The following is a 17,954-nucleotide window of genomic DNA, read 5'->3' on the forward strand; positions in this document are numbered from 1 at the left end:
TTGGTAGCATTTGCCAATACTAAACCTATGTTATAATGAGTTTATTAAAGGGGGAAGACAGATGAATAAACCTCTCGCTTATCGTATGAGACCAAAAACAATTGATGAAGTTGTTGGCCAAACCCATTTAGTTGGTGAAGGAAAAATCATTCGCCGCATGGTTGATGCTAAACAATTATCTTCTATGATTTTATATGGCCCACCTGGAACTGGAAAAACAAGTATTGCTAGTGCGATTGCAGGCTCAACTCACTATGCTTTTCGTATGCTAAATGCTGCAACCGATAGTAAAAAGGATTTACAAATTGTTGTAGAAGAAGCCAAAATGAGTGGAACACTTATCTTGTTACTAGATGAAGTTCATCGACTTGATAAACCAAAACAAGATTTTTTATTGCCTCATCTAGAAAATGGTCGGGTTATTTTAATTGGTGCGACAACTGAAAATCCCTATATTTCAATTAATCCAGCTATTCGAAGTCGAACACAAATTTTTGAAGTCAAACCTCTCAATGAAGAGGATATCAAACAAGCGATTGAACGAGCCTTAACAGACAGTCAAAATGGTTTAGGTGATTTGGATGTGACAGTGACTGATGAAGCCATGACACATTTAACACGTGCAACAAATGGTGATTTAAGAAGTGCGCTAAACGGTTTGGAACTTGCTGTAAAATCTACTAAATCTAATGATAAAGGAAAAATAGTTATTACATTAGAAGTGATAGAAGAATGTGTGCAACGAAAATCTCTCACGCATGATAAAGATGGAGATGCTCATTATAATGTGATTTCCGCCTTTCAAAAAAGTATTCGTGGAAGTGATGTGGATGCTGCCTTACACTATATGGCAAGACTAGTCGAAGCTGGGGATATGATGTCGATTTGTAGACGACTTATGGTGATTGCGTACGAAGACATTGGTCTAGCTAATCCAGGAGCTTGTGCAAGGACTGTGTCTGCTGTTCAAGCAGCTGAAAAATTAGGGTTTCCTGAAGCTCGTATTCCACTTGCTAATGCTGTGATTGATTTGTGTTTATCACCAAAATCAAATTCAAGTATTGTCGCCATTGATAACGCATTAAGTGACATCAGACAAGGAAATACAGGAGACGTGCCTGATCATTTGAAAGACTCACACTACAAAGGTGCTGAAAAACTAAATCGAGGTGTTGATTACAAATACCCACACAGTTTTGATAATCATTGGGTTAAACAACAATACTTACCAGATAAAATAAAATATGCCACTTACTACGAACCTGTTCAAACAGGGAAATACGAAATGGCTTTAGGAAAACAATGGGAATGGCTAACTTCACAAAAGAAACGTCAGCCCTAACAATTGAAGAATCTAATTTCCTGTGATATTATATAACTATAATATCTGTGATGTACGCAGTATCCCCATTAGTGTTGACCGAACAAATCGTTTTACTTTGGGAATCAACGAGTATTTATTAAAAACAGGCCTTTTCATTTGGTAGTTTGAGATATTTACAGCGATTCCCACCTGCATTTTTTAGCGGGTTCAACCATCAGGGATACAAAACGGCATCGACGGATATTTTTTTGCGTTTAAAATGAAAAGGTTGTGATACGTTGTATAAATTTATCCTTATAATTTTTGCTTTTATTTTATGTATAATCAGTTATTTTTTATCAAAAAAACAAAAGGCTTTGTTAGTTGTCTTTACAGAAAAAAATCAACCAATATTAAAAAAATTTTCAATATCACTTCTTTTATTAGCAATTATTGGCATAATTATTGGATTATTTTTTGCAACAAAGTTAACTAGCTTAGTTTTCATCATTATTGTACTTTGCGTATCGGCTGTATTTAGTGTAATATTATCTCAAAACATTCACTAAGGGGAGTATGGATTATCATGCAAAAAGAATACAAAAAAATATTGGTCGCAATGGATGGATCAAAAGAATCAGAACGTGCACTAAAAAAAGCAGTGCATGTAGCCAAACGAAACGATGCCACCCTTTATATCGCTCATATTGTTGATATGCGCGCATTTGAGACTGTTTCATCTTATGACGAGACACTTGCAACAAATGCTAAAAAAGAGGCTGATGAAGCCTTAAAACAATATATTGAGTATGCTCATGAGCATAATTTTGACAAAGTGGAAACAGTGATTCGCATCGGTGTGCCCAAAATCGTCCTATCAGAAGATTTACCAAAAGAATTAGGAATCGACTTAATTATGCTAGGAGCGACTGGGTTAAATGCTATGGAGAGAATTTTACTTGGCTCTGTATCAAGTTACGTCTCTATCCATGCCAAAAGTGACGTTTTAGTTGTTCGTACAGATATGGATAATAAAACAATAAAATAAATTAATTAAACAAAAAAGCTGGGATCACCTACTTTAGGATCCCAGCTTTTTTGTTTAATTAATTTATTTTTTTAACGCTTCAACATCTCTAGCAATCATTAATTCTTCATCCGTTGGAATTAAAAATACTTTAACTTTAGAATCATCTGTCGAAATAACACGTTCTTCCCCACGAATATTATTTTTATCAGCATCGATTTCACAGCCGAAAACACTTAAGCCGTCAATAATATTTTTACGAATTTCGATAGCATTTTCACCAATACCTGCTGTGAAGACAATAGCGTCAACACCATTCATTGTTGCAACATAACTACCAATATATTTACGGATACGGTCTTCAAAAATTTCAATCGCTACTTTAGCTTCTTCTGTTTCAGATTGTTGTAAGTCACGCATGTCACTTGAAATACCTGATAAACCTAATAAACCAGATTTTTTGTTTAAAATCTCAACCATTTCTTTAATATCAGTAATGTTTAATTTACCCATTAAATATTGTAATAAAGACGCATCAATATCACCTGAACGAGTTCCCATTGTTACACCAGCTAGTGGAGTGAATCCCATTGATGTATCAATTGATTTACCACCATCAACTGCTGTAATAGATGCACCGTTGCCTAAATGACAGGTAATAATTTTTGTTTCTTCAATTGGTTTGCCTAACATATCTGCCGCACGTTCTGCTACATAACGGTGACTAGTTCCATGGGCACCATATTTTCTAGCTCCATATTTTTCATAGTATTCTGTTGGAATGCTATATAAATAGTTTACTTTAGGCATTGTTGTATGGAATGATGTATCGAATACTCCAACATTTAATGTGTTTGGTAATAATTTTTGGAATACACGAATAACCTTTGCTTCTGCTGGATTGTGCAATGGAGCAAACTCTGCTAAATCATCTACTAAAGCAAGAGCTTCATCATCAATAATTGCTGACTGTTTAAAGTGCTCTCCACCTGCTACAATACGATGTCCTGCACCGGTAATTTCTTCAAATGAGTCAATAATATTTAATTCAGTTAATTGTTCTAATAACATATTAATGGCAATTTCATGATCTTCAATATCTTTAATCACTTCATATTTTTTATCTTCACCATATTTAATCGTAAAAATTGAATCATTTAATCCAATTCTTTCCACAATTCCTTTAGCGATAACTGTTTCTTCCGGCATTGTATATAATTGCCATTTTAAACTTGAACTTCCAGCATTAATTGCGATTGTTTTTGACATGTTTATTTTCTCCTCTATTTTATATTCGATTCGCACCATTGACGAAACTGATTGACAAAGTTTAATACACTTTTATTTTCCTTTAAAGATGGTAACTCTGCTAGTAATACCTCTTGGGCTTGCTTAGCTTTATTTCCTTTGTTTTGGACAAGTACAATCGATTTTCCTAAACTTTTTTGACTAAAAAGAGTTTTTGGTAACTGTAATATACCTTGCAGATAAACTTCTTCAACTAACCATTTTTTAAGAGAATCAGCTTGTTCAGTTTCTAGGAAATTATTTGGCACTAAGAATAGGCCAAAGCCGTCCTCTTTCACATACTTCATACTCTGTTCCATTAATAAATGATGTGCATAACTGTGTTCAGTAGCAAAAGATGTCATGAAGTCTTTTGCTACATCATCTTTTGGGTAATACCCAATCGGTAAATCAGCAACTGCTACATCTAATGGTTCCATAAGCAATGGCTCTAAAGAATCTTGATGAAATAACTCTGCTTCTAATCCTAACCAATTTTTATTCACAGCAGCTACTTCTAATAATAACTCATCGATATCAACACCAATTCCTTTAATATTAGTATAACCGGCTACGCTTAAATTGCTTAAAATTGTATAAAGTAGATTACCCATACCAACAGACAAGTCCCCAACAACCATATCGTCTTGCTTATCTTTCATCAATTGTTCAATCATATAAACAAATAAAAAGCCAATACCATCTGGTGTTAGTTGATGATTTGCTTGAAGTGGTTCCACTTTTAATCCACTAAGTAATGTTAACTGAGTGATTTTTCTCTTTTCTTCAGTTGACAACGTCATGCCTAATAACTCTTGATAATACGCTTCAAGCTGTTTAACTGCTACTTGATTTGGAACATTATCAATAACACGAACGCTACCACCATCCAATAAATTCTCTCCGTTTTCGACATAAGCATCAAAAAAAGATGTATCCAGTTCTTGCTGAAGCAATTTCACAGATTCATGCATATTTTTAAAGCCCATCTCCACATTCGTTTGAGACAATTGTGTCACCTCTTCCTTGTCTTAATTCACAAATCCCTTACTTTCCTATTCTATCGAAAGCACTTGGATATTTCAAGGTATTAAAACTGAAAATGATAGGGTTTTTTGGAAGTTTTGATAGCCTTTACTTAATCTTTACAAAAACCTGTCGTTTAAAACCTGTATTTAAATCAATAAAAATAGTAACATACGCACCATACTTACTTTTTTCAAGTTGCACTGTTCCAATATTATATTCAATTATTTTTGATGTATTATCTTCCATTTCTAAAGCGTAATTTCGATATTTTTCTTCTAGAATATCTGCTAAATAAGCATCTGTTGCTTGTTTTATAACAAATTGTTTATGTTGATAATCATCGATAAAATATAATGTCGTTATTGTAAATAATAAAAGGACTGCTAAAAAAGGAAGAGCAATACTTCCTTCTTTATTTTTTAAGAAAGTAAACATATCGCTCCCCCTGTAATGTAATCAGTGTCATCTCAATTAAAGAATCAAGTTCGACAAATGTTGCTGATTTCAAACCAACTATAATAGGCTGAAATCCTGGTTTTTTTCGTAACTTGTCCTCATACATATCAAAAATAATCCGTTCATCTGCTTTTCCATCCACTGCTTTTTTATAAACTAATTCAGTTGGTTTTACTTCTAACAACGTTAAAGACTCAATTTCATGCTCTAACTGTCTCTTACCAATATGTATTTCTAAATATGAAGCATTTTCTTGATAAGCCCATAATTGATTTATTTGTTTAATAAACGGCATTAAAAACAATAACAAACCCACCAGAAGACTTAATGCTATTAAACACTCTAACAAAGTAAAGCCATCATTTAATTCACATCTAAAATCATTATCTCTAAAATTGTTCCTTCTTTTTCTATAATAAAAGAGTCCTCACTACTTTCTATTAATTGAATCTTTTGTCTAACTGCTTTCTCTTGTAATCCTTGTTCATCAATTTTAGTTTCTATATATTCCCATTCTTTAGCAAAAATCGCTAACTCTAAATATAATTGATTTTGATTTTCTTGTTGCCTTACAAATAATATTATTTGTATCATAAACAAAATACCAACTGTTAATATAAATAAAGCTAACAAACTCTCGAATAATAAAAAGCCATCATTGCCTTTCCACATATTTAAACACCTTACTACTTCCTAATTGAACAATATAGTCAATCTTTGTTTGTGTTGATTGATCAAAAAAAGTGAACGTTTCCAATTTACTAGGACTTGCTGTTCCAGCTTGTAACTCAAGAGAACTTTCTCTCATAATGAGTAATGGTTTCTCTATGTAAAGAAACTCTTCCTTCTTTTGGCCTTTTAATGTGTAATTAAATATGATTCTCTGTGAATCTTTATCTGCAAATATTTTACTACTTTCCTTTTCTATCACTGCACTATGTTGACTTTTTTCATATAGTCTTTCAAACATTATTAATTGTGAAGCAATCGTCTTTTGTTCTTTCCACTTTTCTATTTTGATAATTGGTAGTAATCCAAAAATACTGATAATAAGCAACACACATAGGCATTCCCATAAAGTAAACCCATCATTACTCAACTTTAATGCCTATTTTTTCTGCCTTATCTTTTTGGTCTTTTGAAATATACCCACCTTGTACTAACTCATTTAAGTCTTTTGGTCTTTCATTATTATCTAAATAATACATTTCTGTTTGCGTTTGAATGACTTTACTTAAAGCATCATCACCTTGTTTATTAATACTAGCTTGTTGTTTAGAAAGATTTGGTACAAATAAAATAATTAATACAGCAATAACTAGTAATACGATCAACATTTCCAGTAACGTAAATCCATCATTCTTCTTTTTTAGTTTCTGTAATAGTTTCAATAAAAATCCCCCATTCCATTATATATTGGCAATAATAATGAGCCATAGACGGACACAATTAATATGGCAATGATTAAAAAAGTTATTGGTTGAAGCAATTGAATCTTTTTCTCACATTCTGTCATAAAATTCTCCCACTCTCGTTCGCCAAAAATGGTTAATTCTTGTCCAAGTCTCCCATGAATTTCACCTTGTCTAATAAGCCACGTCAGTTCTGGTTTCAAAAAACGCCATTGGCTAATCGGCTCATCAATAAAAATACCTTGTTCCAATTTTATTTTTATTTCTTTTGACATCTCTTGCATTAATTGTGAATACCCTTTTTGTTGCATAACCAATACAACCTCTTTAAATTCCATTCCTTGTGATAATAAGTTCCCCCATTCAGTTGCAAACAATGATGTATAGTAACTGGTTAAAAGTTTTCCAATAACAGGTAATCGAGCATAAAGCATCAGTTTCTTTATTTGCGAATATCGATTTAACTGGTTTACTACTAAATACCCAGATAATATCAAAGTACTAATGAAAAATAGGCCATATTTCAATCCCTTATCAATCAAACTAAACATCGATGGTGTCGCAGGATCTTGTGATAGTTCTGAAAGCTGCGGCAATATCACCCACTTCATTCCAATAATTATCCCTATTAAAAAGATTAATAACAAAATAGGATAGCTTAATACTTTTATCATTTCTTTTCGCTGCTTTTGTCGTTCTTTCATTTGTGAAGACATTCTCTTTAACGTTCCAACTAAATCCCCATGAACTTCTGAGAATTTAATTGGCGCTAACTGTTCTTTTGAAAAACCTACTCCCAGTAAACACTTCGCTAAAGACTCACCTTTTAGTAGTTTTCTTTCAATATAATTCAATTGTTTTCCTTGTTTGAAAGAAATAGTCTTCATGAATTGAATACTTTGTTCCAAACTAAATCCATTTTCTAACAAATTACCTAATAGATAGATAAACTCATATTTTTCTTGATGATTATACGGTTTAATTTTTATAGATTTGATAAGTTTTTTGTGTGATTTTCTTTTCATAATAGGCTTTTTGTAAACTTTTTTCCCACTCATCTTCTCCTTCTTTATAAAACATGTCATATAACACTCCATAATTTTTTCCTGATGTTAACGGTAACATCTCTTGATAGACAATTCCTTGTACACTTTGATTCACTTCTTCTCTAGGAATCCCTAATTCGATTAATCTTTCCTCAACTCCTTTCCTGTTTTTAGCATGTATAGTTGAAAAGACTAAATGTCCCGTTAAAGCTGCTCTCATAGCCATTTGTGCTGTTTCTGTATCTCTTATTTCTCCTATCATCAAGCAATCTGGTCGATGTCGTAAACATACCTTAATCAGCTCCTGATACGTTAAACCGATTTTTTCATTGACTTGAAATTGGAGACAATCTGTATCCTCTATTTCCACTGGATCCTCTATCGTGATAATATGTTTTTTTTCCTGATGAATTAAGTATTGCATCAATAAATGCATCGTAGTTGATTTTCCCGAACCTGTAGGACCAGAAAATAAGAATAAGCCATTGCGTGTAATTTGTTTTTTTATTTTTTCAATTTGATTATTATCAACAAACTGAAGACTTTTACTCGACATCGGGTATAAAAAACGAATCACAAGTGTTTCACGATTCAAGAAATCACCTACAACAGATAATCGAATCCGAAAGGTTTCTTTTTTAACTTTAATAGTCGTTCCACCCATCTGAACTTTACGCTTTTCGGCAATATCCATTCCTGCAAGATATTTAAAATATAAAATTAATTGTTCAGCTGTTTTATAAGATAATAAATCATAACTTGTCATATCATGATGCTTCCGAAATGATACGTCATACATTGATGAAGTTTTAGGGAGAATATACAAATCACTCACTTGGTTTTTATAACCAACTTCCAATAATTTTTTAGCTAGTTTTTTCATATTTTTTTCCTTTCTCATCTTTAATATTTGCTTTTTTAAAAAAATACTCTGAAAAAACCAAAAAAAAACAACCAGAATTTTTTCTAGTTGTTTTTTGCTTTATTGCTACATGTCTGCAGATGTGAATACCTCTGAAACATCATCATCATCTTCTAAAATATCAACAATCTTCTCTAATGTTTCTTTATCTGATTCACTCAATGCAACAAGTGTTTGTGGCACCATAGTTAATTCTGCTTGTGCTAACGTATACTCTTTTTCTAATTCATCTCGTACTGCTGTGAATGCACTTGGATCAGTATAAATTTCAAATACTTCCTCTGATACTTCTATATCATCACCACCAGCTTCTAGCACACTTAGCATCATAGTGTCTTCATCTACATCTAGTCCTTCTCTTTCAATCACAATGTAGCCTTTTCGATCAAACATATAAGAGACAGAACCAGATTCCCCTAGAGAACCACCATTTTTATTAAATGCAACACGTACGTTAGTTGACGTTCGGTTACGATTATCTGTTAAAGCATGAACTAAAATGGCCACACCTGCTGGGCCATAACCTTCATAAACTACTTCATCATAATTTTCACCTTCACCAGCACTTGTTGCCTTTTTGATTGCACGTTGAATATTATCATTTGGCATATTCGCAGTTCTTGCTTTATCTAACACTAATCTCAGCGAAGGGTTAGAAGACGGATCTGGACCACCACTTTTTGCTGCCATATAGATTTCACGTGATAATTTTTGAAACACTTTACCCCGTTTAGCATCCTGTGCTCCTTTTCTATTCTTAATGTTATTCCATTTTGAATGTCCTGCCATTTCAATTCCCCGCTTTCTAGCATAATATTAAACATATAATACCATTTTATCATAAGTTGATTAAAAAAGAGACCTCACCTATTTTGACTGTTTGCGACCAAATTCAAAATAAATTACTAACATCACACAAGCTGTTAATGCTCCCATGCTATCAAGCATCACATCTTGAAACAACGGCGTTCTATCACCTGTTAACATTTGATGAAACTCATCCATTGCTGCATAACCTGTCGCACTAAACCACGCAAAAAACAAACTCCAAATTGATTGCTTTAATTTAGAATGTAACACTAAAAACAAACTTCCCCCTAGAATAAAAAATGTAAAAAAATGAGCGGCTTTTCGGATAAAAAATTCAACAAATTTAAAATAACCCATTGCTCGAATACTGACTTCACTGTCACCATAATTAAACATTATTCCTTGAAGTTTTGATGCAAATGGCTCACTTTGCAACCACTTTTGAAGTAGCGGAACAGAACTTTGCTCTGTATAGGTTTTTGATGAACTATAAAATAAAATAATCATAATCACAATCGCGATTGCAGTATACACTTTAGGTTGACTTAATTTACTTTTCATAATGAACTTCTCCAATCTTAGATTTTTTTGCTTTTTTATCATTGTTTTTTAATAGTATAGGGTATAATATAACCATAATGAAAGGAGTCAGATAAAATGACATATTCAATAACATGGGATTTAGATTCAATTTTTAACGGAGGTATTGACTCAAAAGAATTAGAACAACGCCTATTATTACTAGATGACGAGATTACAGAATACCAATCACTTGTCACAGACTGGAATCCAGAAACAGATGCGCCTGATTTTCAAACATTTGAGGCAATCATGACTGTTCAAGAAAAACTATCTAAAGGATTTGGGCAAACAATTAGTTTTGTCAATGCCATTCAATCTGCAGATGTAAACAATAAAAAAGCTGGTAGTGTATTAGCTGGTTTATTGACTAAATTGACTGGTTTTAAAAACGCTAATGTCTTATTTAATAAGAAACTAACTAACCTTTCAACTGATACTTGGAACACACTTCTTCATTCTGACTTTGCAAAAAAACAAGGCGTGGCTTTTAATTTAACAGAAGCTCGTGAACAAAGCAAACGCTTATTAAGTGAAAATGAAGAGTCAGTTATTAACCAATTATCAACAGATGGATTCAATGCTTGGAGCTCTCACTACGACACAATTGTAGCAAACATCCAATTTCCATTTGAAGAAGATGGTAAAACAACGTATCTTTCAGCAGGTCAAGCTTTTAACCGCATGATGGGGGACGCTGATAAAGATGTTAGACAACGTTTGTTTGATACATGGGAAACAACTTGGGCAAATTATGCACCACTTTTTGCAGATACCTTAAATCATTTAGACGGATTCCGATTAACAAATAACAAACTACATGGTATCACTGATCATTTGCAAATTCCATTAGAGTATAACCGTATGAAAAAAGAAACATTGGATGCTATGTGGGGAACAATCGCTGCAAACAAACAACCATTCGTTGATTTCTTAACTCGTAAAGCACAATTATTTGGTAAAGAAAAAATGGATTGGCAAGATCAAGATGCACCTGTTATTTTAGGTGAGTTTGAAGAAAAACGTTACACATTCAATGAAGCAGCTGATTTTATTATTGAAAATTTCAATAAATTTAGTCCTAAAATGGCTGACTTTGCTAAAATGGCCTTTGAAAAAAGTTGGATTGAAGCAGAAGATAGACCAGGTAAACGTCCAGGTGGTTATTGCACTGGATTACCAGAAAATGAAGAATCTCGTATCTTCATGACATACGGTGAATCAATCAACGAAGTCTCTACATTAGCTCATGAATTAGGACATGCTTTCCATTCACACGTGATGTGGGATTTACCATCCGTTAGTCAAGATTACGCCATGAACGTAGCCGAAACAGCTAGTACATTTGCCGAACTGATTGTCGCTGACGCAACGCTGAAACAAGCTAAATCAGCTGAAGAAAAAATCAATTTACTTGATATTAAAATGCAAAATGCCACAGCGATGTTTATGAACATTCACGCGCGTTTCATTTTTGAAAATAATTTCTATACTGAACGAAAAGAAAAAGTCTTAACAGATACAGAAATCACTGATTTAATGGTCGCTGCTCAAAAAGAAAGCTACTGTGATTCATTGAATTCTTATCATCCACATTTCTGGGCAAGTAAACTGCACTTCTACATTGATGATGTGCCATTCTACAACTTCCCGTACACATTTGGGTACCTGTTCAGCTTAGGTATTTATGCCTTCGCTCAAAAACAAGGAACATCATTTGAAGATGACTATATCGCTTTATTACGTGATACAGCGTCAATGACAACTGAAGAATTAGCTAAAAAACATTTAGATGTTGACTTAACATCAAGTGAATTCTGGCAAGCTGGAATTGATATGATGATTCAAGACGTTAATACTTTCTTAGAATTAACCGAAGACTACGTTAAATAAATTAAAAACCTCTATGATTGAGCAATATCAATCATAGAGGTTTGTTTATTTAGTAAAATCAATTTTTTTACTCATCCAGTATATCATAACCCCACCAACTATCATGGAAAATAGTTCTCCTAAGCCAATAATCAGCCAGTTATAGAAAAATGGTAAATTATATAATATTGTGAGTTGTCCTGCAACAGTAAACATAGATATCGCAAACGTCATAGCTGTTATAACCATTTTTATTTTCATATTGTTGATACGTTTCGTGATGACATAATTGATGACCAATACTAGAAACGTACTAATACTTCCAACCAATACATCAATAATTCCTAATGGTGAAAAAGCATTGGCTATCGCCACACCTAATGTCACAGCAACTATATAGCGTTTGTTATAAAGTGACAAATAATTAAACATTTCAGATAATCTTAACTGGATCGCACCAAAACTAATGACCGATAACACTAACGTCACTACAACATACAATCCTGCCACAATGGCCATTTTTGCTGTATCTTGTGTTGTCCAAGACGCCACAGCAGATTGTTCTTTTTTATTTTCCATTTACATTTCTCCTTTACAAGGAATTACCTTGCTAATAACTACAACCAAAGGATGTGAGAAATATTTCCCAACGAAGTGTTGTAGTGCGAAAACCCGCTAATTAATAGGATACACTTTTTCTACAAAAAAACAATCCTATTGTGTCATCCATCCACCATCAATTGGAACTATACTTCCTTGTATATAAGATGATGCTTGACTTGCTAAAAAAAGGGTTAACTGAGCCACTTCTTCAGGAGATGCCCACCGTTTACAAGGTGTTTCATCTGCTACCCATTTAGCCATGTGTCCATCCCCTGAAAAATCAGCTGCATTCATTGGCGTTTTGATTGCTCCTGGTGCAACCCCAACCACATGAATCCCTTGTTCAGCATAATCTAAAGCCAATTGTTTTGTAAATCCAACGATAGCATGTTTTGACATGGTGTAACTAACTCCACCACCACCACCAATTAACCCAGCGATAGACGCCATATTGATAATCGTACCACCTTGTTGTTCTAACATCATTGGTAATATTAATTTAGTCAGTCGAAAATAACTTTTCACGTTCGTTTCATAAATATTATCCCATAGTTCCTCAGATGTTTCATTCAATGGCTTAAACTCATCCAATTTACCAGCAGTATTTAATAATATATCTATTTTGGGATACTTGGCTAGGCACTCACTAACTGCTTGCTCCAAATCATCTTTTTTAGTGACATCACCTTTAAAAAAAGTAAAATATTTTGAGTATTGTTTTTCTATTTCTTCTTTATCAAAGCCAAACACATATGCTCCTTGTTCTAAAAATAAACGAGCTTGTTCTTTACCTATACCAGATGCCACTCCTGTGACAAAGACTACTTTTCCTTTAAACTCTGTATAATTAATAGAATTCATTAATCTACTATCTCCCAATCATCTGCTAAGATATCGCACACAGTTGGCGCAAAACTTGAAAAACCTTCATCACTTGTTTTAATTAAAAAATAATCAGTCACGGGACAGTCATCATATGTTTTTCCTGACACAAGTGTGACATATAACTCAAAACCGCCCCAACCTTTTCTAATCACTTTTTTTCCTGTTTTTAATTCTGGTAGTATTTTTTCAAATGTCATGTTGTTCTCCTTATTTATTTACTATTGATATTATACGTTGTAATTCACTGATTGCATCCACATCTTCTGAATAACTAAACTCTTTTACATTAATTTGGCTTCTTGGAATAGTTCCTTCATCGCTTGCTTCATTAAAACCAGTTGATAATGATACATTACTTTTTAACTCATAAATCATACCATTATCACATAGAATATACTTAACAATTGGTTTAGTGGTATCAGCTACTTCACTAAATCCAGCTGCAAATGAACTTTGTTGACGCTCATTTGTGGCTCCAAGAATACCATTAGTCGAATAATAAAATGTTACACCACCTACGACATGAAGCGGGAAAAAATCATAGCCAGGATTTTCCAGATCTTGTGCCATAGCTAGTCCATCTGGTGTTACAGCAAACCAATCTCCTCGACCTGCTGCTCCGTGATCAAAAAACTCAGATGTAACAGCCATACCGCCCACCTTCGCTCTATCACTTGCCCAATTTAAAAATTGCTGATTTATGTTTTGTAACACGCCAGTTTGATAAAACATCTCTTTTGATAGAGTTGTTTCACCAGAACCATTTTGGTTTGTCTCTTCAGATGTAGTTGAACTCTGTTCAGATATTTCTGTCGTTGAACTTTGTTTTGTTGTTGATTGACTAGCTTCTTCACTAGAACTAGTTTGACTAATTTCCGTCTCGTCATTATTTGAGTTTTGACTACAACCAACCAACACTAAAGATAATAACAATAATGCTACCCATTTTTTCATCATACTCGCCTCATTTTTTATTTTGATAGACTAAGTTTAACACGAAATGATAACCGACTCGATAAAAAAACTAGCATAAGTCAAATAGACTTATGCTAGTGATAGAATTTATTCTTGATTTTTTAACGCTTCTGCAGCGGCCATTTGTGCTTCAATATCACTGATACTATACACATTTTCACTTGCTACACCCACTTCTTTTGGTTCCATGTTACGGTATTTCGCCATACCAGTACCAGCTGGAATGATTTTACCAATGATAACATTTTCTTTCAATCCAAGTAAGTGGTCTTTTTTACCTCTAATTGCAGCATCTGTCAAGACACGAGTTGTTTCCTGGAATGATGCAGCAGATAAGAAACTGTTTGTTTCAAGTGAGGCCTTAGTGATACCTAACAAGACTGGACGTCCAGTTGCAGGTGTTCCACCAGAAACAAGTGTGTTGTAGTTGCGGTCTTTAAATTCACTAATATCAACTAGTGTGCCTGGTAAGATATCTGAATCACCTGGATCCATAACTCTTACTTTACGTAACATTTGACGAACCATAACCTCAACGTGTTTATCTCCGATTTCTACCCCTTGCATACGATAAACTTTTTGTACTTCTTTAAGCAGATAATTTTCAACAGCTAATACATCTTTAACTGTTAATAATTGTTTTGGATCAATTGATCCTTCTGTTAATGGAGTACCACGGTCAATAATATCACCTTCAGCAACTTTCATACGAGAAGTATAAGGCACAGAATATGTTCTTGTATCTGTTGTACCTTTTACTATCACTTCTTTTGTACGATCCGCTTGATCTTCTGTAATTTCGATGACTTCACCAGCTACTTCAGAGATAACAGCTTGTCCTTTAGGATTACGTGCTTCAAAAATCTCTTGGATACGAGGTAAACCTTGAGTAATATCGTCTCCGGCAACCCCACCCGTATGGAATGTACGCATGGTTAACTGAGTACCAGGCTCACCGATTGATTGGGCAGCAATTGTACCAACTGCTTCTCCAACTTCAACTTCAGAACCAGTCGCTAAGTTACGGCCATAACAATGTTTACATACACCATGTTTTGTATTACATGTGAAGACTGAACGAATCGTAATTTGTTCAATACCTGCATCAACTATTTGTTTTGCAATGTCTTCTGTAATGATTTCATTCGCACCAACAATCACTTCTTTTGTTTCAGGATGAATCACTGATTTACGTGTATAACGACCTAACATACGCTCTTCAAGAGTCTCAATGACTTCGTTTCCTTCTTTCATCACCGAAATATCTAAACCACGGTCAGTTCCACAGTCAGTTTCACGAATGATGACATCTTGAGCCACATCAACTAAACGACGAGTTAAGTAACCTGAATCGGCTGTCTTAAGGGCTGTATCGGTCATACCTTTACGAGCACCGTGAGTCGAGATAAACATTTCTAAGACGGTTAACCCTTCACGGAAGTTAGATACGATAGGTAACTCCATGATACGACCATTAGGAGCGGCCATAAGTCCACGCATACCAGCTAACTGAGTAAAGTTGGAGATGTTACCACGGGCCCCAGAATCACTCATCATGAAGATTGGGTTACGTGCATCTAAACTTTCCATTAATTTTGCTTGAATAGCATCTTTTGTTGCATTCCAAATACCAATAACTCGTTCATAACGCTCGTCATCTGTGATTAAACCACGACGGAATTGTTTTGTTACTTTTTCTACTTGGTCATGTGCTTCTTCAATCATTGCTTGTTTTTCATGTAAAACAACGATATCGGCAATCCCTACAGTCATACCTGCATAAGTAGAATGTTTGTAACCTAAGTCTTTCATTCTATCTAACATTTTAGATGTTTCAGTAATTTTGAAACGTTTGAAGACTTCAGCGATAATATTACCAAGATTTTTCTTCTTGAATGGTCCAACTTCTGGTTGTTCTTTGATGAATGCAGGAATGTCTGATCCAGCTTCAACAAAGTATTTATCAGGTGTTTGAACTGTCAAGTTATAATCAGTTGGTTCATTTAAGTAAGGGAATTCTGGAGGCATAATCTCATTAAAGATTGCTTTACCAACAGTTGTTGTTAAAATACGTTCACGCTGCCACTCTGTAAATGGTTTCTCAGGCATTGAGCTTGTTTGTAAACCAATACGAGTATGTAAGTGGACACAACCATTTCTCCATGCTAAAACAACTTCGTCTAAATCACGGAAAATCATTCCTTCACCAATTTGTCCTGACTCTTCCATTGTTAAGTAGTAGTTACCAAGGACCATATCTTGAGATGGTGTAACAACTGGCTTACCATCTTTTGGATTAAGGATGTTTTGAGCAGCAAGCATTAACATACGTGCTTCAGCTTGAGCTTCTTCATTTAATGGAACGTGAACCGCCATTTGGTCCCCATCGAAATCGGCATTGTAAGCCTCACATACTAATGGGTGAAGACGAATTGCGCGTCCTTCAACTAAAACTGGCTCAAAAGCTTGGATACCAAGTCTATGTAGCGTCGGTGCTCGGTTAAGTAATACAGGATGTTCTTTAATAACATCTTCTAATACGTCCCAAACAGCGTCTTCTTGACGTTCGATTTGGCGTTTTGCATTTTTTATGTTGCTTGCAATTTCACGCTTAACTAATTCATGCATCACAAATGGTTTGAATAATTCAATTGCCATTTCTTTTGGCAACCCACATTGATACATTTTTAAGAAAGGTCCAACAACGATAACTGAACGGCCTGAGTAGTCAACACGTTTACCTAATAAGTTTTGACGGAAACGACCTTGTTTCCCTTTCAACATATGAGATAACGATTTAAGTGGACGGTTACCTGGTCCAGTAACTGGACGGCCTCGACGACCATTATCGATCAACGCATCTACCGCTTCTTGAAGCATACGTTTTTCATTTTGAACGATAATTCCTGGTGCATTTAAGTCTAATAAACGTTTCAAACGGTTATTACGGTTAATGACACGACGGTATAAGTCGTTCAAATCACTTGTTGCAAAACGTCCACCTTCTAATTGAACCATCGGGCGTAAATCTGGCGGGATAATTGGTACAACATCCATTACCATCCAGTCAGGATCATTTCCTGATGTACGGAATGCTTCTAAGATATCTAAACGACGAATAGCACGCGTTCTTTTTTGTCCAGACGCTTTTTTCAATTCTTCTTTTAATTCAGCGACTTCTTTTTCTAAATCAACTTGTTCTAATAAACGCTTGATTGCTTCAGCACCCATACCAGCTTTAAATGCTTGGCCATATTGCTGACGTTTTTCACGGTATTCACGTTCAGTTAGGAGTTGTTTTAATTCTAAGTTAGTGTCACCTGGATCTGTTACCACATAAGAAGCAAAATAAATGATTTCTTCTAGCGCTCTAGGACTCATATCTAATACAAGACCCATACGACTAGGAATCCCTTTAAAATACCAAATATGTGTTACTGGAGCTGCAAGTTCGATATGACCCATACGTTCACGACGAACTTTAGAACGTGTTACCTCAACCCCACAGCGGTCACAAACGATTCCCTTATAACGGATACGTTTATATTTACCACAAGCACATTCCCAGTCCTTAGTAGGACCGAAAATACGCTCGCAGAAAAGACCATCACGTTCTGGTTTTAAAGTACGGTAGTTTATTGTCTCTGGTTTTTTCACTTCACCATATGACCAGCTTCTAATTTTTTCAGAAGAAGCTAGTCCAATTTGCATACTTTCAAATTTATTTACATCGATCAAAAGATGTCCC

19 protein-coding genes and 1 other RNA gene are annotated in these 17,954 nt (G+C 34.5%); 4 read left to right on the top strand and 16 right to left on the bottom strand.

All coding sequences use genetic code 11. The features are described 5' to 3' along the window. Positions 1–61: 61 nt before the first annotated feature. The 3 genes from MN581_RS06795 (at position 62) to MN581_RS06805 (ending at position 2,351) form a co-directional block, all read left to right on the top strand. Positions 62–1,342 (top strand): replication-associated recombination protein A, encoded by a 1,281-nt coding sequence (locus MN581_RS06795; RefSeq protein WP_241699476.1) that lies wholly within the window; start codon positions 62–64, stop codon positions 1,340–1,342. A 39-nt stretch (positions 1,343–1,381) separates the two neighbouring features. Next, positions 1,382–1,571: non-coding RNA, 6S RNA (ssrS, locus tag MN581_RS06800), on the top strand. Positions 1,572–1,889: 318 nt separating this feature from the next. After that, positions 1,890–2,351 (top strand): universal stress protein, encoded by a 462-nt coding sequence (locus MN581_RS06805; protein ID WP_117973342.1) that lies wholly within the window; start codon positions 1,890–1,892, stop codon positions 2,349–2,351. 63 nt (positions 2,352–2,414) lie between these two features. Here the strand turns inward: MN581_RS06805 and MN581_RS06810 are convergent, their stop codons facing one another. The 11 genes from MN581_RS06810 to MN581_RS06860 all read right to left on the bottom strand — a co-directional run bounded on the left by MN581_RS06810 (position 2,415) and on the right by MN581_RS06860 (position 9,853). Next, complete coding sequence (locus MN581_RS06810; protein ID WP_117973343.1) at positions 2,415–3,599, bottom strand: acetate kinase; 1,185 nt, start codon at positions 3,597–3,599, stop codon at positions 2,415–2,417. Positions 3,600–3,613: 14 nt separating this feature from the next. Beyond that, positions 3,614–4,606 carry a class I SAM-dependent methyltransferase gene (locus tag MN581_RS06815; protein ID WP_117973436.1) on the bottom strand — a complete coding sequence of 331 codons (993 nt, stop codon included), beginning with the start codon at positions 4,604–4,606 and terminating at the stop codon, positions 3,614–3,616. 145 nt (positions 4,607–4,751) lie between these two features. After that, a complete protein-coding gene (locus MN581_RS06820) occupies positions 4,752–5,081 on the bottom strand; it encodes a hypothetical protein (protein ID WP_117973344.1) in 330 nt (109 codons plus the stop codon). Beyond that, positions 5,059–5,406 (bottom strand): ComGF family competence protein, encoded by a 348-nt coding sequence (locus tag MN581_RS06825; RefSeq protein WP_255424310.1) that lies wholly within the window; start codon positions 5,404–5,406, stop codon positions 5,059–5,061. The genes MN581_RS06820 and MN581_RS06825 overlap by 23 nt, the downstream gene beginning before the upstream one ends. A 59-nt stretch (positions 5,407–5,465) precedes the next feature. Further along, positions 5,466–5,774 carry a hypothetical protein gene (locus MN581_RS06830; RefSeq protein ID WP_117973346.1) on the bottom strand — a complete coding sequence of 103 codons (309 nt, stop codon included), beginning with the start codon at positions 5,772–5,774 and terminating at the stop codon, positions 5,466–5,468. Beyond that, positions 5,758–6,162, bottom strand: a complete 405-nt coding sequence (locus MN581_RS06835) for a hypothetical protein (protein ID WP_158559445.1) — start codon at positions 6,160–6,162, stop codon at positions 5,758–5,760. Before MN581_RS06835 ends, MN581_RS06830 begins: the two co-directional genes overlap by 17 nt. Positions 6,163–6,193: 31 nt before the next feature. Then, entirely contained in the window at positions 6,194–6,493 is a 300-nt protein-coding gene (comGC, locus tag MN581_RS06840; RefSeq protein WP_233519189.1) for a competence type IV pilus major pilin ComGC, read from the bottom strand. Further along, positions 6,490–7,572, bottom strand: coding sequence for a competence type IV pilus assembly protein ComGB (gene comGB, locus MN581_RS06845; protein ID WP_158559446.1), 1,083 nt, complete (start codon positions 7,570–7,572; stop codon positions 6,490–6,492). The genes comGC and comGB overlap by 4 nt, the downstream gene beginning before the upstream one ends. Then, positions 7,493–8,443, bottom strand: coding sequence for a competence type IV pilus ATPase ComGA (gene comGA / locus MN581_RS06850; RefSeq protein WP_158559447.1), 951 nt, complete (start codon positions 8,441–8,443; stop codon positions 7,493–7,495). The genes comGB and comGA overlap by 80 nt, the downstream gene beginning before the upstream one ends. 105 nt (positions 8,444–8,548) lie before the next feature. Beyond that, positions 8,549–9,271, bottom strand: coding sequence for a YebC/PmpR family DNA-binding transcriptional regulator (locus MN581_RS06855; protein ID WP_117973350.1), 723 nt, complete (start codon positions 9,269–9,271; stop codon positions 8,549–8,551). 78 nt (positions 9,272–9,349) lie between these two features. Beyond that, on the bottom strand, positions 9,350–9,853 hold the full coding sequence (locus MN581_RS06860) for a VanZ family protein (protein WP_117973351.1): 504 nt from the start codon (positions 9,851–9,853) through the stop codon (positions 9,350–9,352). A gap of 96 nt (positions 9,854–9,949) precedes the next feature. Here MN581_RS06860 and MN581_RS06865 point away from each other — a divergent pair, with 96 nt between their 5' ends. Beyond that, positions 9,950–11,764 carry a M3 family oligoendopeptidase gene (locus MN581_RS06865; RefSeq protein WP_117973352.1) on the top strand — a complete coding sequence of 605 codons (1,815 nt, stop codon included), beginning with the start codon at positions 9,950–9,952 and terminating at the stop codon, positions 11,762–11,764. Between the two features lie 45 nt (positions 11,765–11,809). Here MN581_RS06865 and MN581_RS06870 read toward each other — a convergent pair whose 3' ends face one another. The 5 genes from MN581_RS06870 to rpoC form a co-directional block, all read right to left on the bottom strand. Continuing rightward, positions 11,810–12,322, bottom strand: coding sequence for a QueT transporter family protein (locus MN581_RS06870; protein WP_241699477.1), 513 nt, complete (start codon positions 12,320–12,322; stop codon positions 11,810–11,812). A gap of 135 nt (positions 12,323–12,457) precedes the next feature. Beyond that, positions 12,458–13,207: a 3-oxoacyl-ACP reductase gene (locus MN581_RS06875; RefSeq protein WP_117973354.1), complete on the bottom strand. Its 750-nt coding sequence runs from the start codon at positions 13,205–13,207 to the stop codon at positions 12,458–12,460. Then, on the bottom strand, positions 13,207–13,428 hold the full coding sequence (locus MN581_RS06880) for a DUF2829 domain-containing protein (protein WP_117973355.1): 222 nt from the start codon (positions 13,426–13,428) through the stop codon (positions 13,207–13,209). Before MN581_RS06880 ends, MN581_RS06875 begins: the two co-directional genes overlap by 1 nt. 10 nt (positions 13,429–13,438) lie before the next feature. After that, positions 13,439–14,188 (bottom strand): hypothetical protein, encoded by a 750-nt coding sequence (locus MN581_RS06885; protein ID WP_147340781.1) that lies wholly within the window; start codon positions 14,186–14,188, stop codon positions 13,439–13,441. 105 nt (positions 14,189–14,293) lie between these two features. Then, positions 14,294–17,944: a DNA-directed RNA polymerase subunit beta' gene (gene rpoC / locus MN581_RS06890; protein ID WP_256463825.1), complete on the bottom strand. Its 3,651-nt coding sequence runs from the start codon at positions 17,942–17,944 to the stop codon at positions 14,294–14,296. Between the last annotated feature and the right edge of the window lie 10 nt (positions 17,945–17,954).

This window comes from Vagococcus sp. CY53-2, from assembly GCF_022604695.1.
Classification (GTDB): Bacteria; Bacillota; Bacilli; order Lactobacillales; family Vagococcaceae; genus Vagococcus.